General features: G+C 74.6%; 17 protein-coding genes. 8 read left to right on the top strand and 9 right to left on the bottom strand.

All coding sequences use genetic code 11. The annotated features are described in order from the left end of the window. The first annotated feature begins 198 nt into the window (after positions 1-198). The 5 genes from ACLWS4_RS02105 (at position 199) to ACLWS4_RS02085 (ending at position 5,350) form a co-directional block, all read left to right on the top strand. The gene (locus tag ACLWS4_RS02105; RefSeq protein ID WP_416873169.1) at positions 199-1,602 is read left to right on the top strand and encodes a cytochrome P450; all 1,404 of its coding nucleotides are present in this window, start codon (positions 199-201) and stop codon (positions 1,600-1,602) included. Between the two features lie 126 nt (positions 1,603-1,728). After that, positions 1,729-2,385 (top strand): DUF1707 SHOCT-like domain-containing protein, encoded by a 657-nt coding sequence (locus tag ACLWS4_RS02100; protein WP_117490708.1) that lies wholly within the window; start codon positions 1,729-1,731, stop codon positions 2,383-2,385. 84 nt (positions 2,386-2,469) lie between these two features. After that, the gene (locus tag ACLWS4_RS02095; protein WP_380779363.1) at positions 2,470-3,288 is read left to right on the top strand and encodes a serine hydrolase; all 819 of its coding nucleotides are present in this window, start codon (positions 2,470-2,472) and stop codon (positions 3,286-3,288) included. A gap of 172 nt (positions 3,289-3,460) precedes the next feature. Beyond that, positions 3,461-4,669 (top strand): transferase, encoded by a 1,209-nt coding sequence (locus ACLWS4_RS02090; RefSeq protein WP_416873168.1) that lies wholly within the window; start codon positions 3,461-3,463, stop codon positions 4,667-4,669. A 30-nt stretch (positions 4,670-4,699) separates the two neighbouring features. After that, positions 4,700-5,350, top strand: a complete 651-nt coding sequence (locus tag ACLWS4_RS02085; protein WP_416873167.1) for a DUF4328 domain-containing protein — start codon at positions 4,700-4,702, stop codon at positions 5,348-5,350. A gap of 12 nt (positions 5,351-5,362) precedes the next feature. On the opposite strand, the gene ACLWS4_RS02080 is transcribed toward ACLWS4_RS02085, so the two are convergent. The 5 genes from ACLWS4_RS02080 to ACLWS4_RS02060 all read right to left on the bottom strand — a co-directional run bounded on the left by ACLWS4_RS02080 (position 5,363) and on the right by ACLWS4_RS02060 (position 11,226). Next, a complete protein-coding gene (locus ACLWS4_RS02080) occupies positions 5,363-6,496 on the bottom strand; it encodes an FAD-dependent monooxygenase (protein WP_416873166.1) in 1,134 nt (377 codons plus the stop codon). A 140-nt stretch (positions 6,497-6,636) separates the two neighbouring features. Further along, complete coding sequence (locus ACLWS4_RS02075) at positions 6,637-7,227, bottom strand: GTP-binding protein (RefSeq protein WP_049654460.1); 591 nt, start codon at positions 7,225-7,227, stop codon at positions 6,637-6,639. 2 nt (positions 7,228-7,229) lie between these two features. Continuing rightward, positions 7,230-7,817, bottom strand: coding sequence for a DUF742 domain-containing protein (locus ACLWS4_RS02070; RefSeq protein WP_380740981.1), 588 nt, complete (start codon positions 7,815-7,817; stop codon positions 7,230-7,232). Positions 7,818-7,822: 5 nt separating this feature from the next. Beyond that, on the bottom strand, positions 7,823-8,296 hold the full coding sequence (locus ACLWS4_RS02065) for a roadblock/LC7 domain-containing protein (RefSeq protein WP_416873165.1): 474 nt from the start codon (positions 8,294-8,296) through the stop codon (positions 7,823-7,825). Then, the gene (locus ACLWS4_RS02060) at positions 8,296-11,226 is read right to left on the bottom strand and encodes a nitrate- and nitrite sensing domain-containing protein (protein ID WP_416873164.1); all 2,931 of its coding nucleotides are present in this window, start codon (positions 11,224-11,226) and stop codon (positions 8,296-8,298) included. Before ACLWS4_RS02060 ends, ACLWS4_RS02065 begins: the two co-directional genes overlap by 1 nt. Positions 11,227-12,105: 879 nt before the next feature. On the opposite strand from ACLWS4_RS02060, the gene ACLWS4_RS02055 reads away from it, so the two are divergent. Continuing rightward, positions 12,106-12,237: a hypothetical protein gene (locus ACLWS4_RS02055; RefSeq protein WP_255357445.1), complete on the top strand. Its 132-nt coding sequence runs from the start codon at positions 12,106-12,108 to the stop codon at positions 12,235-12,237. 234 nt (positions 12,238-12,471) lie between these two features. After that, a complete protein-coding gene (locus tag ACLWS4_RS02050; protein WP_053112194.1) occupies positions 12,472-14,298 on the top strand; it encodes an ABC transporter ATP-binding protein in 1,827 nt (608 codons plus the stop codon). Positions 14,299-14,314: 16 nt separating this feature from the next. Here ACLWS4_RS02050 and ACLWS4_RS02045 read toward each other — a convergent pair whose 3' ends face one another. From ACLWS4_RS02045 to ACLWS4_RS02035, 3 genes are all read right to left on the bottom strand, one after another. Continuing rightward, positions 14,315-14,959, bottom strand: coding sequence for a response regulator transcription factor (locus ACLWS4_RS02045; RefSeq protein WP_049654400.1), 645 nt, complete (start codon positions 14,957-14,959; stop codon positions 14,315-14,317). Further along, complete coding sequence (locus ACLWS4_RS02040; protein ID WP_416873163.1) at positions 14,950-16,113, bottom strand: sensor histidine kinase; 1,164 nt, start codon at positions 16,111-16,113, stop codon at positions 14,950-14,952. Before ACLWS4_RS02040 ends, ACLWS4_RS02045 begins: the two co-directional genes overlap by 10 nt. 95 nt (positions 16,114-16,208) lie before the next feature. After that, the gene (locus ACLWS4_RS02035; RefSeq protein ID WP_049654396.1) at positions 16,209-16,874 is read right to left on the bottom strand and encodes a DedA family protein; all 666 of its coding nucleotides are present in this window, start codon (positions 16,872-16,874) and stop codon (positions 16,209-16,211) included. A gap of 172 nt (positions 16,875-17,046) precedes the next feature. Here ACLWS4_RS02035 and ACLWS4_RS02030 point away from each other — a divergent pair, with 172 nt between their 5' ends. Continuing rightward, positions 17,047-17,553, top strand: coding sequence for a hypothetical protein (locus ACLWS4_RS02030; protein ID WP_416873162.1), 507 nt, complete (start codon positions 17,047-17,049; stop codon positions 17,551-17,553). Between the two features lie 45 nt (positions 17,554-17,598). Here ACLWS4_RS02030 and ACLWS4_RS02025 read toward each other — a convergent pair whose 3' ends face one another. Next, a complete protein-coding gene (locus ACLWS4_RS02025) occupies positions 17,599-18,402 on the bottom strand; it encodes a nucleotidyltransferase family protein (protein ID WP_416873161.1) in 804 nt (267 codons plus the stop codon). Positions 18,403-18,422: the final 20 nt, after the last annotated feature.

The raw sequence follows: 18,422 nt of genomic DNA, 5'->3' as shown, positions 1-18,422 counted from the left end.
TGGGACCGGGTTTTTCCGGGGCGTTCGACGGTCACTCGACGGGGCGTTCGACCCGTGGGCGATTTACGTCCCATGGATGATTTAGGAATTGACGCCGCATTTGCGCGGTCCGGGGTACGGAGTCGGAAAACACGGGAAGGCCCCGGTTCGTACAAAGGCACCGCGGAACGATCCCCGGAAGGCACCCCAGGAGGTCCGATGCAGATCCCCGGTCCCGAGCCGAGAGCGGACGGCGGGGTGGGCGCCATCGCGCGGGCGGGCGGGTTGCACGACTACCAGCTGTGGCTGCACGCCGAGTACGGGCCCGTCGTGCGGTTCCAACTGCCGGGGGCCGAGACCGCGGTGTCGATCGCCGACCCGGTGCTGCTGGAGGCCGTGGCCCACCTCGATGAGCGCCCGCCGGGGCTGTTCTCGTTCCTGGACCCGCTGTTCGAGGCGGGCAACCTCCAGGTGCTCCCGGCCGGGGAGCACGGCCCGTGGCGCCGGCTGCTGCTCACCGTCCTCGCCGGACGGCCCTCGCACGAACGGCACTTCGCCCGCTTCACCGCCCTGGCGGCCGGGCTCGCCGACCGCTGGGCCGCCCTGCCCGCCGGTCAGGCCGTCGAGCTCCAGCGGGAACTCACCGGGCTCTCGCTCCGGATGATCTGCGGCTACGCCCTGGACGGCGGGACGGCCGACCCGGACGGGGGGATCGAGGACCCGGAGGGTGTGGTCGAGGCCTTCGAGGCGGTGCTCACCGACCAGTTGGAGCGCCTCTACCGGGTGCCGTCCGAGCAGCCCCCGGAGCAGCGCGCCGAACGGGCCGCCCGGGCGCTCGCCCGACTGCGGGCGACGGTCGACCGGGTGATCGCCGCGCACCACCGGGGCCACCCCGGCGGCCGGAGCGGTGGGGACCGCAGCGGTGGGGGCGGCAGCGGTGGGGACCGCAGCGACCTGATCGGCGCCCTCGTCGAGGCCGGGGAGAGCCCCGCGCGGATCCGCGACACCGTCCTCGCGGTGATGCTGGCCGCCCACCACACCACGGGCGTCGCCGTCTCCTGGACCCTGCACCTGCTCGCCGCCCACCCGGCGGCGGCCGCGCGCGTCACCGAGGAGCTCGACCGCGTCCTCGGCGACCGCCCGGTGCCCGACCACGCCGACCTGCGCCGGTTGCCGTACCTGGGGATGGTCCTGCGCGAGTCCCTGCGCCGGTACCCGCCCGGCCCGTACGGCGCCCGGCTGACCACCGGGCCGCTGGCCGTCGGCGGGTACGTCGTCCCCGCCGGGGCGGTGGTCTTCCTCCCGATCCGGGCCGTCCACCTGAACCCCGCGTACTGGCCCGAGCCGGAGCGGTTCCGGCCCGAGCGGTTCACCCCCGAGGAGTCGGCGGGGCGGCCCCGGCTGGCCTGGATCCCGTTCGGACTGGGGCCGCGCGCCTGCGAGGGGGAGGGCCTGGCCGTGGTGGAGGCCCAGGTGCTGCTGGCCGTGCTGCTCAAGCGGCTGCGCTTCCGGCCGGAGCCGGGCCACCGGGTGGTCCCGGTCGAGCGGTTCGTGCTCTGGGCCGCCGACGACATCCGCATGCTGGTCGAGCCGCGGGCTGCGGCGGGCGAGCCCGCCCGCTGAACAGGCCCGTCGAACAGGTCGGCCGAACCGGTCTGGCGGGAAACCCTATCGCGATATATCGTGAGTTCCTGTCCGCGCCGCTGACCCCAACGCGCGAAGACCATCGCCGAGTTCAGGACGGGAAGTATGCCGGGAGAGATCGTGCCCGCCGCAGGGAAGCAGGCCGCCCGCGGCCAGGAGTCCGCGATGCGGGCCTCCCACGCCGACCGGGACCGGGTGGCCGAGCTGCTGCGCATCGCGGCGGGCGACGGCCGGCTGACCTCGGAGGAGCTGGACGAGCGCCTGGAGGCCGCCCTGTCCGCGCGGACGATCGGCGACCTGGCCGGACTCACCACCGACCTGCCGCCCGTGTCGCTCGCCCCCGGCGGGGTGGTGGCGGAGGTCAAGGACGTCCTGACGATCGACCAGCGGTGGAGCCGGGTCAGGCGGGAGGGGCGCTGGGTGGTGCCGCGCCGCCTGGAGCTCTTCGTGGAGTGGTGCGACGTGACGCTCGACTTCACCGAGGCGGTGATCACGCAGGACACCCTGCAGATCGACCTGGACATGGAGGGCAAGACCCTGACCCTGATCACCGGGCCGGGCATCGTGGTCGACGCCGACGGCCTGGCCCTGGAGTTCAGCCGGATCAGGAACCGCCGGGCGCCGGACCACGGTGCGCCGGTCACGCTGCGGATCGAACTGGTCGGCAGGAAGCGCCACGGCCGCGTGGTCGTGCGCCGGCCCCGGAGGACGGCCGGACAGTGGCTGCTCAGGAAGCCCCTGGCCCTGCCGCCCGGCGACTGACGGTCCGTCATGGCGGCGGAGGCGGTTTCGTGTCGTACGCCGCAACCGTCGAGCTCCGGCCCCGACCTCCCCTACCCTTCCTCCATGCTCTCTGTGGTGGTCGCCCCCTGGGCGGGAAAAGCGGAGCCGGTGTTCGTCCACAATCCGGACGAACTTCACGACGCCGCCAGCACGATGAAGGTCGCGGTGCTCGCCGCGCTCTGCCGCGGCGGGGCGAACCTCGACGCCGAGGTGCCGGTGGTGAACCGCTTCGAGTCCGTCGTGGGCGGCGAGTTCGGCAACGACCCGGACTGGGACAGCGATCCGCTGCCCTGGGAACTGGTCGGCACCCACGTGCCGCTCCGGCTGCTCGCCGAGCGGATGATCACCCACTCCTCCAACCTGGCCACCAACATCTGCCTGGCCCGCACCACCCAGCAGGCCGTCACCGAGGTGTGGCGCCGCGCCGGTGCCACCCACAGCTCCACCCCGCGCGGGATCGAGGACTACGCGGCGCGCGCCCAGGGCGTGCACAACCGGGTGACGGCCCGCGACCTGGTCCGGCTGCTGCGCTCGCTCGCCGGGGAGCCCGAACTCCTCGCCCTCCTCGAGTGCAACGAGTTCCGGGTGGACCTGGCCGCCGGCCTCCCCTCCAACACCCGGATCGCCTTCAAGAACGGCTGGGTCCCAGGCGCCCGGCTCGGCGTCGGCCTCGTCCAGCCGGCCGACTGCCCGCCCTACCTGATCGCCGTCTGCTACACCGGCCCGCTCGCCGACGGCACGGACCGCACCGACCCGGCGGCCCGCCTGCTCGCCCGCGTCTCCAAGGCGGTGTGGGACCGCCGGGACCAGATCAGCCGCCCGGCGCCGGTGACCCGCCCGGTGCCCTCGGCCGGTCCTGCGCCGCTCCGCTCGGCGGGCTGATCCGTACCGGCCCCGCGCGGCCGGTGGGTTCGCCGCGCTCCCCGTCGGGCTGCGGACCGCCCCCGTTCTGGTGTTCGGCGCCAAACCGTAACCGATCGTGCGCGCATGATGATCGGTCGGTTGCGGTATCCGATTGAGGCGTCCTGCTCAAGCGGTCGGGGGTGGGCTGAGAATGTCGTCCCGTCTACGGATGTTCGCCCGGTGGATCACGGCGACTGCGGTCGTGGCCGCCTACGTGGCGTTGCACCTGCTGGTCAACGTCGGCACGGGGGTGGATGTCGAGGCCAGCAGGGCCGGTGCGCTCTGGTGCGGGGCGATCGCCCTGGCACTGCTCGGGCCCGCCCTGTGGCTGCGGCACCGGCGCCGGTCCGGGGTCGCCGAACTCGTCGGACTCGTCGACCGCTTCGGCGCGCGACAGCCACGGTGGCGGCGGGCCGTCCGGATCGCCAACGGCGCCGGGTACCTGCTGTTCGGGGGCGGCACCGCTGCCGTCGCCGTCTCGGAGCGGGGCGAGGGCATGGGCCTGACGGTGTCGTTCGGGGTGCTGGTCGGCGGAGTGGCGGCCGGGGCGGCGGGACTGCTGATCCTGCGCCGCACCCGCCCGCTCGCCGCCCGCGGGGCGGCCCAGGCCCTGTTGCGGGACGGGCGCAGGCCGGTGCTCTACCTGCGCAGCTTCGACGACGACGCGACCGCCGCCCGGGTGGACGACGGGGCGGAGATCAACCTCCACAGCCGGGAGGAGCAGTTCGCCGCCGCGCTGGGCGCCGTCGGACCGGTGATCGCGGTGGGGCGGCCGGGGGAACCCCTGCCCCTCCTGGGCGCGGCCCGGTTCTACCTGCCGCTCGACGACTGGCAGGGCACCGTGCGGCGGCTGATGGACCTGTCCCAGCTGATCGTCCTGCGCCTGGGGAAGGGCGAGGGGCTGCGCTGGGAGATCGGCGAGGCGCGGGCCACCCAGCCGCCGGGGAAGCTCGTCCTGCTGGCCCCGCGCGGACTGTCCGAGCTGGCCGACCAGTTGAACGAGGGCCTGCCCACCCCGGTGCTGCCGAGGGAGGCGGTCACGGGTGAGCACTGGATCGGCGCCGTGATCGCCTTCGACGGCCACTGGACGCCCCGGGTGATCCCGGTGGTGGAACGCAAGGGACCGTGGGCGTGGATGGAGCGGGTGGGCCTCACCACGCCGCAGACGCCCACGGTGCACCTGGCCCACGCCATCCGGACGGCCCTGGCGGCCACCGGGTGGCGGCCCCGGCGGACGATGACCTGGCGGGCCCAACTCGCGACGAGGAAGGCGGACTTGACGGGCGTGGGGTTGGCCGTCGCGCTGACCCTGCCGGGCTGGCTCGGCTACCGGGTGCTGCAGCTGGCCGGTCTGTGGTGAATCGGTGACCCGACAGGAAGAGGGGGAAGCATGGACAGGTCGAAGCAGCACAGGGCCGTGGTCGGATGGGGTGCCGCGGCGTCGCTGCTGATCCTCGCGATGGTGGCGGGGGACATACTGCTCGCCGCGGCCGACTGGCGCGTCTACCTGGTCGTCCAGGACGCCTTCGCGGGCAGGGCGACGGAGGCGGAGTTCACGGCGGCCGCCGACTTCTGGGACTCCGTCAGGGGGCCGCGGTGGTTCCTGTTGCTCGTCCCGGTCTACGCGGTGTTCGCCGTGTGGATGTGGCGGGCCCGGCTCAACGCCGAGGCGCTGGGCGGCCCGGGCAGCCAGCGCCGGGCGCGGGCCTGGGTGCTCGCGGGCTGGATCACCCCGGTGGCGAACCTCTGGGTGCCGTACCAGGTCGTCTCGGACGTCTGGAAGGCGAGTGCGCCCGGGCGGCCGGCTCCCCGGGCGCGGCTCGCCGTGTGGTGGGGAGCGCTGCTGGTCGGAACCTACGTGGGCAACGGGTACGTGAACCTGCTCAAGGACGAGTTCGATACGGTCGACGACCTGCGCCGGCTCGTGACCCTGTCCACCACCAGCGCGGTGCTCGACGTGGTCGCCGGAGCGATCATCCTCCATGTCATCCACCGCGTCAGTACCTGGCAGACCCAGCGGCGCGCCGAAGCGCGCCGCTGAATCCGCCGGCCGTCAGTACGGCTGCACGAGGACGTGCGCCGCGCCGGGGATGCCGACCTTGAGCAGCTCGTCCTCCTCCGGCGTGGTCGCGGTGCCCGTCTCCTGCTTGAGGACGGCCCGGGACAGGGTCTGGACCCACATGGCGCGCGGGCGGCGGCGGGCCTCCCAGGCGGTGAGGGCGGCCGGGACGGTGTCCTCCGCGTCCAGGCTCTGGGCGAGCACGAGCGCGTCCTCGACGGCCATCGCGGCGCCCTGGGCGAGGTGCGGGGTGGAGGCGTGGGCGGCGTCGCCGGCCAGGACGATCCGGCCGACGTGCCAGGGCTCCTCGACGGTGACCTGGGAGATCCGCGAGTAGACCACGGCGGCCGGGTCGGTGATCTGCGCCAGCGCCTCGGCGATCGGGCCGCCGAAGCCGGCCAGCCGCTCGCGCAGCTGCTCGTGGGCGCGCTCCGGGTCGGGGCGGAAGTCCTCGGCTTCGGCGAAGACCGAGCCCAGGTACATCTGCTCCGCGCTGATCGGGGTGAGCAGCGCCTTCGCGTTCAGGTTGCCGGAGGACATCACCACGCCCCGCACCTCGGGCGAACGCGGGACGGTCACACGCCAGTTGGCGAAGCCGGTGTACTCGGGGGCGTACTTCTCGCCGTACAGGTGGCGGCGCAGCGGCGAGCCGATGCCGTCGAAGCCGACGACCAGGTCGTAGCGGGCGACCTGCCCGTCGGTGAGGGCGGCCTCGATGCCGTGGGCGTCCTCGCGCAGGGTGCCGATGGTGGTGCCGAAGCGGAGGGTGGCGCCCGCCTTGACGGCGGCGTCGGCGAGGACGCGGGCCAGCGCGGGGCGCGGGATGCCGTTGTTGGAGGGGGCGTCGCCCATCCGGGGCTGCGGGATCTTCGCGAGGGTGGCGCCGGCCGGGTCGCAGATGGTCAGCACCTCCCACTCGAAGCCGGCGGCGAGGCAGTCGTCCAGGACGCCGATCTCGCGCATCACGTGCAGGGCGTTGGACGGCTGGATGATGCCGACGCCGAGGGCCTCCAACTGCTCGCGCAGCTCGGCGACGTCGACCTGGTGGCCGCGCGTGGCGAGGGCGGTCGCGAGGGTGAGGCCGCCGATGCCGCCGCCGTTGACGAGGACGCGCAGGGGTCTGTTCATGAGGGGGGCTCCGAAAGGAAGTTCACAGGAGGTGCGGGGGTGCGGGGGCGGTGCGGGGCCCGGCCGGAGCCGGTCCGGCCGAGCGGGCACGGCGGTCGAGGCGAAGGGTCGGCCGGGATGCCGGTCCGGCCGGGGCCGGTTCAGCCGACGGGTGCGGCGGCGAGCTCCATCAGGTGGTCGACCAGGGCGAGCAGCAGGTCCCGCCCGAAGGCGCGCTCGCGCACGTCCCCGAGCAGCATCGGCACCTGCGGGTCGAGGTCGAGCGCGGCGCGGATCTCGTCGGGGGTGCGGGTGTTGGTGTTGTGGAAGCAGTTGATCGCGACCACGAACGGGATGCCCCGGCTCTCGAAGAAGTCGATGGAGGCGAAGCTGGTCTCCAGCCGGCGGGTGTCGGCGATGACGATCCCGCCGAGGGCGCCGTTGACCAGGTCGTTCCACATGAACCAGAAGCGCTCCTGGCCGGGCGTGCCGAACAGGTAGACGACCAGCTCGGGGCTGACCGTGATCCGGCCGAAGTCGAGGGCGACGGTGGTGGTGGTCTTCTGGTCGACGCCGGCCAGGTCGTCGACGCCGACGCTGGCCCGGGTCAGGTACTCCTCGGTGCGCAGCGGGGCGACCTCGCTGACCGAGCCGACCAGGGTGGTCTTGCCCACGCCGAAGCCGCCCGCGATCAGGATCTTGACGGCGGCCGGGGCGGCGGGGGCGTCGGTGGCGGAGTGGGGGGTTGCCATGTTCAGAGTCTCCGGAGTCCTTCGCGTACGGCCGTGAGCAGGCCGAGGTCCACGCCGCCGGCGGCCCGGGCCACCGACAGCGGTGCCCGGGCCTTCAGCAGGCCCTGGGCGACCAGGTCGCCCAGCAGGATCTTGGTGACCGAGACCGGGAGGTCCAGGCCCGCCGACACCTCGGCGACGGCGATCGGGCGCCGGCAGCGTTCGAGGATCAGCCGGTGTTCGGGCTGGAGGCCGCGGGCACCGGCGCGGCTGCCCCGTGCCAGGGCGGCGTCGGCCTCCTCCTCGACCGTGGTGAGCACGGTGATGAGGGTGAGGTCGTCGCGCTCGGGCGCGGTCCGGCCGCGGGTGATCGTGTACGGGCGCACCATGCTGCCCGTCTCCTCCTCCGCGTCGTCCTCCAGCTCGCTCCAGTGCGGCACGGTGCCGCGCCGCCAGGAGTCGTCCCAGCCGGACTGCCGGCCCGAGGGCGGGCCGGACGGAGAGCCGGACGGCGGGCCGGGCTGCGAACCGGAGGCCGGACCGGGTCGCGGGTCGGCCTGCCGGCCGTCGTCGCGGCCGTCCCCCCAGGCGTCGTTCCCGTACGGTTCCACCCTGGTCAGCCCCGGTTCCGGGCGGCGAAGGCGTCGAAGGAGGCCGGGGCGGCGGGGGCGCCGGGGGCGCCGGGGGCCTCCTCGTGGCGGACCGGGGTGGTGAGCTTCTGGCCGACCTGCTGCACCAGGGTGTGCATCGCGACGGACATCACCTCGGCGTCCACCTCCTGGGAGGCGACCACGGCCAGGTGGGTGCCCTGGGCGGCGGCGATGACGAACAGCCAGCACTCGGCGAGCTCGACGATCACCTGGTGCACCGGGCCGCCGTCGAACAGCGCCCCGACCCCGCGGGCCAGGCTCTGCTGGCCGGTGGCGACGGCGGCCAGGCGCTCGGCGTCGGCCCGCTCGATGGTGCGGGAGTGGCTGACCACGAGACCGTCGTCGGAGAGCAGGACGGCGTTCCTGGTCCCGGGCACCGAGTCGACGAGTCCGTCCAGCAGCCAGTCCAGGTCCTGGTGGGTGGCGATCGTGCGGTTCATCACTGCTCATCCGTTCGTGTGGTTCGGGGGTCCGCGGCCGGAAGGGCCCAGGGGGCGGGCGCGGGGGCGGGGGAGGGCTCCGGCGGGGTGGCGGGCAGGCGGTGCTCGCCGCTGTCCTGGGCCCGGGCGGCGCGGGACTGCCGCTGGAAGGCGCCGATCGCCGCACCCGAGCGCCGTACCGGGCGCTCGGTGCGCTGGAACGGGCCCGCGGGCGGGGTGTCCGCGGCGGGCCGCTCGACCCACTGCGGCTGGGCCGGCGGGGGCACCCGCAGCTCGGCCGCCAGGCTGGCCTGCCGGACGCGCTGCGGCAGCGGGGGCTGGCCGGCCTGGGCCGGGCTGAACGGCACCGAGGTCCGGTACTCGCGGGGCTGGCGCCGCTCGGCCAGCCGGTAGTGGTCGGCCGGGCGGTACTGCTCGTCGGCGTACGGGGCCTCGGCCTCGGTGACCCGGGCGTAGGCGATGTCCGGGTAGGCCGGGGCGTCCTGGGCGGGCGCCGGGTCGGCCGGGGAGGTGTGCTCGATCGGCTGCTCCGGCTGGTGGGCGGGCCGGGCAGCCGTGGCGGGCTGCTCCACTCCGTACGACGGCACGGGGCCGGTGGACGGTTCAGCGTCGTACGACGGCTCCGATCCGAAGGGCTGCCCGGACGGGTACGGCTGCTCCGCCGGGTACGCCTGCCCGGCCTGGAACGGCTGCTCGGCCTGGTACGGCTGCTCGGGCCACTCCGCCTCGAACGGAGCCGCCGGGAGGACGGCCGGGGCGTCCGGGTCCGACGGCAGCGGCTGGACGACCGTCGGCTGGAACGGGGCCGCGGGCAGCGGGACCTCCTGGAGCGTGGCCTCCGGTGCCGCGCCCCATCCCGCCGCCGGTCCCGCGTCCGGTCCCGGCCACGTCCCGGCCTCCGCCGGGGACAGCGGCACCGGGGCCGCCTGCGGGGTGTGGTCGCCCTGCGTGAAGGAGTCCACCGGCGCGACCGGCGGACCGGCCGGCACCGGGACGGGCGTCTCGTCGGAGGCCGAGCGGACGGCCCGGCGCGAGCGGCGCACCAGCGGGATCGGCTCGGTGGCCGTGCCGCCGGCGCCGTCCGGCAGCCCGGTGTCGCCCTCCAGGACCAGCTCGTCGGGGACGAGCACGACCGCCCGGGTGCCGCCGAAGGCGGACGGGCGGAACTCGATCCGCAGCCCGTGCAGGGCGGCCAGCCGGGAGACCACGTGGAAGCCGAGGCGGATGTCGTCGGCCCGGGCCAGCACGTCGGTGCGCGGCGGGCGGCTCATCAGCTCGTTGGCCGCGTCGTACTGCTCCGGGTCCATGCCGAGGCCCCGGTCCTCGATCTCGATCGCGAGCCCGCGGCCGACCACGGCGGCGCGCACCTCGACCGGCGTGGGCGGCTTGGAGAAGGTGGTGGCGTTCTCCATCAGCTCGGCGAGTACGTGCGCCACCGGGCCGACGGCCCGCTCGGAGAGCCAGGGGTCGCCCTCGATGTCGATCGAGATCCGCCGGTAGTCCTGCACCTCGCCCTGCGCGGCGCGCAGCACGTCCAGCAGCGGGACGGGCTTGCGCCAGCGCCGCTGCGGCTGGCCGCCGGCCATGATGACGAGGTTCTCCTCGTAGCGGCGCAGGCGGGCGGTGAGGTGGTCGAGGTCGAAGAGGCCCTCCAGGACCTCCGGGTCGTCGTGCTTGCGCTCCAGCTCGTCCAGCTTGCGCAGCTGGCGGCCGATCAGCAGCTGGGTGCGGCGGGCGATGCGCTGGAGCAGCCGCTCGAAGCCGCGGTGCTGCTCGGCCTGGCCGACGGCGGACTCCAGGGCGGCGGAGCGGGCCAGGTTGAGGGCCTGGCCGAGCCGGGCCAGCTCGTCGGTGCCGTTGCCGTGCGGGCCGTCCGTGATGGTGCGGGTCTCGGCCTCGACGTCCACCTGCTCGCCGCGGCCGAGGCGGTCGACCACCTCGGGCAGGGTGCGCTGCATCTCCTCGGCCTGGGTGTGCAGGTCCTTGATGCGGCGGCGCAGCGAGCGGCTGAGCCGCCAGGAGACGATGATCACCGCGACGACGGTGATCAGGCCGACGACGGCGGTCAGCACCACGCGGGTCAGCAGGCCCATGATGGCGCCCTTGCCGACCTCGACGATGGCGCTGGTACGGGCCTCGATCGCCTTGACCAGCGGCGGGTTGAGCTGGTCGAGGGCCTGGCGCCACTGGTCCTGGGCGGCCGGCAGTTTGACGGTGCCGTTGGCGTCGGCGGCGGTGGGCCTGGTCAGCTGCTGCTCGACGGCGGCCTTGGCCTGCCAGGCCGGGCCGTTCATCAGGTCGTGCCAGCCCTGGACCTCGGTGTCCGGGATGTACGGCAGCACCTGGACGTTGAGCAGGTGGTCCTGGGCGCCGATGGCCTGCTGGACGGCCTGGTAGTCGGCGGTGCTCAGCCGGCCGCTGGGCCAGCCGCGGGCCAGGATGGCATCCTCCCGGGCCAGCATCTCCTTGGCCCAGAAGGCGTTGACGAGGGTCTTGGAGATCCAGGTGACCTCGCCGGTGTCCACGCGGCTGAGCGCGGTGAACAGCCGCAGGTCCACCGCGATCAGGTCGGTGTAGTACGTGTAGACCGTCTGCTGGTCGACGGAGCCGCGGTCGACGTTGGCGCGCTGCTCGACCAGCTTGCCCATCGCCTGGCGTGCCTCGGTGACGGCGGTGCGCACCTCTTCGGGCGCGTTGTCGGCGGTCTCCCCGGAGAGGGTCTGGAACTGCCGCACGGCGTCGTCGGTCAGCTGGCGCTGGTGGCGCAGCTGGTCGGCGTTGGAGCCGGGCCGGGCGAGCGCCTCGGCGCTGAGCCGGCGCTCCTCCTGGAGGTTGTAGTAGACGATGTTGGACGGTTGTCCGGCCTTCTGGGCGAGCAGGGCCTGAGCGCCCTGCCGCTGGAAGTCGAAGACCGTCTCACCGCTGGTCACGGCCCAGAGGGCGACCAGGGCGATGCTGGGGACGACGGCCAGGACGAGCAGCGCCGTCCGCAGGGACAGGCGTGGACGCCTGCGGGGGCCCTTCGGCGTCGGGGGCCGCCGATTCGCACGCGCGCGCAGAGCTGACTCCTTGGGGCTGGCGGCCGGCCGGTGAGGGGCGGGCCGTCCGGGCACGGTTTTTTGACGAAGCGATACTAGTCATACCGTGTGATTAGAGTGAAAACCCGTTTGCTGCCTGGGCTGTGCTTGCACACGGAGCGGACACAATGTCATTCATTCGTTGACCGTCCGTATGCGGAGCAGGCCCTTCCGGACTCGCCCGACACAGTGTCAACGAGACGCGCGGCCGACGGATGGCCGGGGTGTGAAAACTGTGTGACGCCCCGCCGGGACCCGCTCGGCACGCCCGCCGGGCCACCGCCCGGCCCGGATCCGCCCCTCCGGCCGCGTGGCGGCCCGTCCGGCGAGGGGGAGGGCGTGGAGGGCGGCCATCCGGCCCATTTGTCAGGTTCCCTGAGGACTCGCGTACCACGGTCAGCCTACCCGGCACACGGCCGCGGACGCCCTCCGTGGGAGCCGCCGTTCCGATGACGTACCGGGAGTCGCCGAACGTGACGGGCGGGACACCCTCCACGGTGGCGGCCGGTCGTCGCGAAGTCCGTACGGCTCTGGAGCTGCGAACACGCTCGGTGGGCGGATACTGGAGGAGTGGGACGGATCGGACCGGGCGTCGCCGACAGGCCGCCGGAACGGTCCGACCACGGGCAACGGCCTCCAGGTCCCCGGGACCGCGCCGCCGGTGCAGGTCTCGGCGGGCGCCAGGAGCGCCGACGCAACGAGAGAGAGAAGCCGTGATGAGTTACTTCGGCCGTGGAGGAGACAGAGGCGGTGGTTACGGCCGTGACCGTGACCGTGGTCGTGGGCGTGATCGTGATCGTGGCCGCAACCGTCGTGGAAACCACCGTCGCCGTTTCGGCATGTGGTGACGGTGATTTCGGCTAGGACTGCGCACAACAGTCCCGACTAGCGCCATCACAGGGGCCGGCGGTACCACCGCCGGCCCCTCACCCTGGGGCCGGCACCGCCGCCACGCGGAGGGTGACGCGTCCCGGACGACGGGGCCCGGACGACGGGGCCCCGGATGACGGGTCCCCACCTCGGAAACGGCGGATCCGGACCCCGAAAGGTCGTTTCCGGACACCGGAACGACGTCTCCGAGAGCAACGGGTCGTGGCCATGCGCGAAGTGACGCCCCCGGGCGACCGGGCGGCGCGGGACGACGACGACCCGGGGCCGGTGACGGACCCGCCCGTCGTCCCGCTGCGGGAGCTGATGCGCCGGTTCTGGCCGTGGGTGCGCCCCGACGTGCGCTGGCTCCCGGTGAGCGCGGTCCTGCTCGTCCTCGGCGCCTTCGGCGAGGTCGTCTCCGTCTGGCTGTTCAAGGACCTGATCGACGACGTCCTGGTGCCCCGGCACTTCGCCGACTTCTGGCTGCTCGCCGCCCTCATGCTCGGCGCGTCCGTGGCCGCCGCGCTGTTCACCTACGGCGGCACCTACACCAGCACCAGGACTGCCGAGCGCTACATGCTGCGGCTGCGCACCGACACCCTCGCCCACCTGCACACCCTGCCGCCCGACACCCTGGAGACCCGCTGGCGCGGCGACCTGGTGGCACGGCTCACCTTCGACATCGCCGAGATCGAGCAGATGGTGGCCACCGGACTGGTCGAGGGCGCCGTGGCCGCGGTCAGCCTGCTGCTGTTCACCGGAGCCGCCTTCTACCTGAGCTGGCCGCTCACCGTGGCCGCGCTGCTGGCCGCCCCGCTGTTCGTCCTCTCCACCAGCCTGTTCGGGCGCCGCATCCGGCGCCGGGAACGGCAGGTCCAGCGCCGCGCGGGCGGCGTCACCGCGCTGCTGGAGGAGTCCCTGCGCAACGCCACCGTCACCCGGACCTGCGGCCAGGAGAGCCGCGAGGTCGAACGGGTCCACCGGGAGGGCAAGGCCCTGCTCGACGCCGAACTCTCCGCCGCCCGGGTCGCCGACCTCTACCAGCCCTTCCTCGGCGTGCTGCAACTGCTGGCCGGGCTCACGGTGGTGGGCGTCGGCGCGCTGGAGGTCATCCACGGGCAGCTCAGCCTCGGCGGCCTGCTCGCCTTCGCCGCCTTCATGGCCCAGCTGTTCGAGCCCGCCCAGCAGCTCGCCGCCCTCGTCCCGCTGGCCGGCACGGCCTGCGCCTCGGGCGAACGCGTGCTGGAACTGCACGACCTCACCAGCCCGGTGCGCGAACGCCCCACCGCCCGCGACACCGGCCCGGTCCAGGGCCGGGTCACCCTCCAGGGCGTCCGGGCCGGCTACCCCGGCGCCACCGGGACCCCCGGGCCGCCCGTCCTCACCGACCTGGACCTCGACCTGCTCCCCGGCGAGACCCTGGCCCTCGTCGGGCCCAGCGGCAGCGGCAAGTCCACCCTCGCCAAGCTCCTCGTCCGCTTCCTCGACCCGCAGGCCGGCACCGTCCGCCTCGACGGCCAGGACCTGCGCGACCTCACCCTCGTCTCGCTGCGCCAGGCCGTCACCCTGCTGCCCCAGCAGGCCCCGCTGTTCCGCGCGACCATCGCCGACAACATCGCCTACGGCCGCCCCGACGCCCCGCCCGCCGCCATCGAACGCGCCGCCCGCAACGCCGGCGCCCACGACTTCGTCACCGCGCTGCCGGACGGCTACCGCACGGTGATCGGCGCCGACGGCTTCCAGCTCTCCGGCGGCCAGAGCCAGCGCGTCGCCATCGCCCGCGCCTTCCTGCGGGACACCCCCGTGCTGGTCCTGGACGAACCCACCACCGGGCTGGACCCGCACACCGTCGAGCAGTTCGTCCCCGCGCTGCGCCGCCTGATGACCGGGCGCACCACCGTCCTGATCACCCACGACCGGGCGCTGCTGCCCCTCGCCGACCGCGTCCTCACCCTCCGGCCGCCGGACACCGCGGGGCCGGCCGCCGGTCCGGACAGCCGCCCGGACGCCAGCCCGGTCGACGCGTTGCGCGGCCGGGAGCCGCGGAAGCCCTGAGCCGACGGCGCGGAGGCTACGCGCCGAGGTAGTGCAGGACGGCCAGGATGCGGCGGTTGTAGTCGGTGGTGCGGGGCAGGTCCAGCTTGTCGAAGACGGCGTTGAGGTTCTTCTCCACCGCGCTCATCGAGACGTGCAGCCGCTGCGCGATGGCGGCGTTGGTCCAGCCCTGGGCGAGCGCCTCCAGGACGCTGCGCTCACGCGGGGTGAGCCGGGCCAGCGGGTCGGTGCGGGTGGTGCGCACCACCAGTTGGCGCACCACCTCCGGGTCGATCACCGCGCCGCCCGCCGCGACCCGCACCAGGGCGTCCAGGAACTCGTCGACCTCCGCCACCCGGTCCTTCAGCAGGTAGCCGACCCGCTCCGCGCCCGCGTCCAACAGCCGGGCCGCGTACCCGCGTTCGATGTGCTGGGAGAGCACCAGCACGCCCACCTCCGGCCAGCGCTCGCGGATCTCCACCGCCGCCCGCAGCCCCTCGTCGGTGTGGGTCGGCGGCATCCGGATGTCCACCACCACGACGTCCGGCGGCCGTTCCGCCACCGCCGCCGTCAGCGCCGCCGCGTCGCCGACCGCGGCCAGCACCTCGTGCCCCTCCTCGGCGAGCAGCCGGACCAGGCCCTCGCGCAGCAGGGTCGAGTCCTCGGCGAGGGTCACGCGCATGGCAGCTCCGCGGTGATGACGGTCGGGCCCCCGGCGGGGCTGTGGACGTGGAGGGTACCGTCCAGTGCGGCGACCCGCCCGCGCAGGCCGGTCAGGCCGCTGCCCGCCGGGTCCGCGCCGCCGGTGCCGTCGTCCTCGACCCGTACGGTGAGCACGCCGGCGGTCCGCTCGACCAGGGCCGAGACCGCCGAGGCGGCGGAGTGCTTGGCCGCGTTGGTGACGCACTCCGACACCACGAAGTAGGCCGCGGTCCGGACGGGTTCGGGCAGCGGGCCGGCCACCTCGTAGCGGAGCCGCAACGGGACGGCGCACCGCTCGGCCACCCCGCCCAGCGCCTCCTCCAGGCCCAGGGTGTCCAGCGCCGACGGGTACGCCCGCCAGGCCACCTCGCGCAGCTCGGTCAGCACCCCCTGCGCCTCCCGGTGCGCCTGGCGCAGCAGCGCCTCCGTCCGCTCCGGGTCCTGGTGGCGGTCCAGGCCGCGCCGCGCCCGGCCGATCAGCATCGCCAGCGCGACCACCCGCTGCTGCACGCCGTCGTGCAGATCCCGCTCGATCCGCCGCCGCTCGGCGTCCACGGCCTGCACCACCGCGGCCCGGCTGTCGGCGAGTTCGGCGATCCGGCGGCGCAGCACCTCGGCCTCGGACGGCCCGAAGCACTCCCGGGCGGTCCGGGCGTCCAGCGCGGCCAGCGAGAACAGGCCCTGCACGGCCAGGAAGAGCAGCACCCCGCCGAGCAGCACCTGGGTCGCCAGCTCCTCCCAGCCCAGCGAGCCGCGCAGCACCCCGCCGACCAGCAGGACGGCCAGCGCCAGCCCGAAGCCCAGCAGCCCCAGCACCACCCCGGCGACCAGCCCGCCGCCGCTGCGCACCGCCAGGTAGCGCAGCACCCGGCGGTCGTCCGCCCGGTACTGGTGGGGGAAGCGGTCGCCGAAGAAGGCGCTGCGCCGGGCCCGCTCCAGGGCGGCCAGCCGGCGCACCCCGGACAGCAGGCCCGGCACCGCGTACGGGCGGGTGCGCGGCCAGAGCAGGAACGGGCCGAGGACGGCGGCCGCGAGGAGGAGGTACAGCGCGGAGAGCGCGGCGCTCGGGCAGCCGAGCAGAACTCCGGTGGCCCGGCGCGGCCATGACGTGGCGTCCGCTGCATCCCCCTGCACGGGGTCCGAGCTTACGGGGCGGGCCGGGCCTGCGGAGGCGGTGGGGTGTTCGGGGCCATCAGGGCCATCGGGGCCGGTGGGTCCGGCCGGGCCGGTCACCGGGCGCGGCGGTGCTGGGCGGCGCTGTTGCGCCCGCGCCAGCGCATCACGACGTACCCGGCCACGGCCACCGCGACCACCACCAGGACCGCCTTGGAGAACAGGCCGACGTACGTCTCCACCGTGTCCCAGCGGTCCCCGAGGAGGAACCCGGCCATCACCAGCACGCTGTTCCACACCAGGCTGCCGATCGTGGTCAGCATGACGAACGCGGGCAGCGGCATCCGCTCGACCCCGGCCGGAACGGAGATCAGGCTGCGGAAGATCGGCACCATCCGGCCCAGCAGCACCGCCTTCGTCCCGTGCCGGGCGAACCAGGCCTCGGTGCGCTCCAGGTCGGAGGCCTTGACCAGCGGCAGCCGGGCCCAGATCGCGTGCATCCGCTCCCGGCCGAACAGGGCGCCCAGCCAGTAGAGGACGACGGCCCCGGCGACCGAGCCGAGGGTCGTCCAGGTCAGCGCGGAGGCGAGGCTGATCACGCCCTGCCCGGCGGCGAAGCCCGTCAGCGGCAGGATCACCTCGCTGGGCAGCGGCGGGAACAGGTTCTCCAGCGCGATCGCCAGGCCGGCCCCGGGGCCGCCCAGGGTGTCGACCAGGTCGGCCGCCCAGCCGGCGAAGCCGTCGGCGGGCTGCTGGGCGATGGCGAGGACGGTGTGCGGCATGCGGGCTCCAGGGTGGTCGCGGTGCCGGCGCCTGGTGCGCCCGGCTCTGCCCTCCACGCTAGGAACCGCAGGTCAGCGCCGGTATGCGGGTTTCCGGCGAACGCCCTGTGGTTTTCCGCAGGGGCGGAGAATCCGGTGGCGGCTGGCGTGGCCGCTTTGTCAGGATGGCGCCATGGACGACGCATTCACCCTGGCCTGGCAGCATTCCGCCGGACTGGTCTTCCCCGAGGACCTGCCGATGGCCGCCGCCGGGCTGCTGGCGGCGGGCATCGGCGGGGACTCGCCCGCGCTCTGCGACCTCGCGGGGCGGCCGGGCCGGGGCGAGCCCCCGGTCGAGCTGACGGAGCTGCTGTGGCAGGCGATGGCGGAGCTGGGCCTGCCGGTGCCGGACGACGGCTTCGTCCAGCGCAGCCTCCTGCACCACACCGCGGCCCGGCTGGTGTCCGGGGAGATCACGCCGGTTGAGGCCGTCGCCGCGCTCTGGTCCCGGATCGACGAGCGCACGACCGGGGCGGAGCGGCGGCTCGCGGAGCTGGTCGACCAGGTCTGCTGCCCGGGCTGCGTCGACACGTGGCCGGTCGAGGTGACGCGGGACTGGGAGCGGGAGATGAGGGCGGCGGCCGTCGAGGTGGCGTCGGCGGCCGACCACCGGAACGCCGCCTCCTGGCACCGGGGCTGAACGCGCCTCGCCCGCCGGGCGGTTGGCGATCAGGTGTTCGGCGGCTCAGCGGTTCAGTGCGGCCACGGTCTCCCTGGTCAGCTCCCGCGCCCGGGCGACGGTGGCCGTCAGCTCCGCCGCCGACCCGCCGGGCTCGGCGAGCAGGCCGTGCGCGCGCCGGCCGAAGTACGGTGGGGCGTCCGGTAGTCGACCGGCTACGGCCAGCGCGCCCTTCTCGTTCAGGCACCAGCGGCGGTGGTGGGCGAACAGGGCCTGGACCAGGATGCCGACGGCGTGCGACAGGCAGAGCGAGACGTGCAGGGCGTCGGCGCGGACGGCGCTCTTCGTGGCGGTGTCGAGCAGGAAGCCGGCCTCCCAGGTGGCCGCGGTGAGGGCCCCGCGCAGCGGTTCCGGGTAGTCGGCGGTCTGCCGCTTGAGCCGCGTCAACTCCCCGGTGGGGTCGGCCAACGGCTGCCCGAGGGCGACCTCGCCCGGGTAGCAGGGCGACCAGAAGCCGAGCGGGTGGCCGGCCTGCGTCCCCACCTCGTAGCGGCCCGCGCGGCAGTCCGCCCACACCCGTCCGACCCGGTCGAGGTCCCGCAGGATCCAGTCCACGGCGACGCCGTCGACCCGCAGCCACGCCCCGCCGTTGACCCACGGGCCCCAGCCGCCCGGGCCGGCCACCTCGGTCTCCGGCCCGGCGAGCGCCCGCAGCGCGTCGAGGTCGGGGCCGCCCCGGTAGTACACCCCGAGGTCCCAGTCCGACTCCGGCCGCTCCTCGCCCCGTGCCCGGCTCCCGCCGAGCATCACTCCCACCACGCCCGGCACACGGGCGAGTTGACCGGCCATGTCCTCGATGATCGCGCGCATGAAGGAGATTCTGGCAGGAG

The sequence above is a fragment of the Kitasatospora sp. SC0581 genome, assembly GCF_048159585.1.
In the GTDB taxonomy this organism is placed as follows: Bacteria; Actinomycetota; Actinomycetes; order Streptomycetales; family Streptomycetaceae; genus Kitasatospora.
The sequence above is the reverse complement of the archived record's forward strand: the minus strand, read 5'-3'. Positions and strand labels throughout refer to the sequence as shown.

Bases quoted from the DNA above. Each gene is read 5' to 3' on its own strand.
- ACLWS4_RS02105 (WP_416873169.1), top strand. From the start codon at position 199: ATGCAGATCCCCGGTCCCGAGCCGAGAGCGGACGGCGGGGTGGGCGCC.
- ACLWS4_RS02100 (WP_117490708.1), top strand. From the start codon at position 1,729: ATGCCGGGAGAGATCGTGCCCGCCGCAGGGAAGCAGGCCGCCCGCGGC.
- ACLWS4_RS02095 (WP_380779363.1), top strand. From the start codon at position 2,470: ATGCTCTCTGTGGTGGTCGCCCCCTGGGCGGGAAAAGCGGAGCCGGTG.
- ACLWS4_RS02090 (WP_416873168.1), top strand. From the start codon at position 3,461: ATGTCGTCCCGTCTACGGATGTTCGCCCGGTGGATCACGGCGACTGCG.
- ACLWS4_RS02085 (WP_416873167.1), top strand. From the start codon at position 4,700: ATGGACAGGTCGAAGCAGCACAGGGCCGTGGTCGGATGGGGTGCCGCG.
- ACLWS4_RS02080 (WP_416873166.1), bottom strand. From the start codon at position 6,496: ATGAACAGACCCCTGCGCGTCCTCGTCAACGGCGGCGGCATCGGCGGC.
- ACLWS4_RS02075 (WP_049654460.1), bottom strand. From the start codon at position 7,227: ATGGCAACCCCCCACTCCGCCACCGACGCCCCCGCCGCCCCGGCCGCC.
- ACLWS4_RS02065 (WP_416873165.1), bottom strand. From the start codon at position 8,296: ATGAACCGCACGATCGCCACCCACCAGGACCTGGACTGGCTGCTGGAC.
- ACLWS4_RS02050 (WP_053112194.1), top strand. From the start codon at position 12,472: ATGCGCGAAGTGACGCCCCCGGGCGACCGGGCGGCGCGGGACGACGAC.
- ACLWS4_RS02045 (WP_049654400.1), bottom strand. From the start codon at position 14,959: ATGCGCGTGACCCTCGCCGAGGACTCGACCCTGCTGCGCGAGGGCCTG.
- ACLWS4_RS02035 (WP_049654396.1), bottom strand. From the start codon at position 16,874: ATGCCGCACACCGTCCTCGCCATCGCCCAGCAGCCCGCCGACGGCTTC.
- ACLWS4_RS02030 (WP_416873162.1), top strand. From the start codon at position 17,047: ATGGACGACGCATTCACCCTGGCCTGGCAGCATTCCGCCGGACTGGTC.
- ACLWS4_RS02025 (WP_416873161.1), bottom strand. From the start codon at position 18,402: ATGCGCGCGATCATCGAGGACATGGCCGGTCAACTCGCCCGTGTGCCG.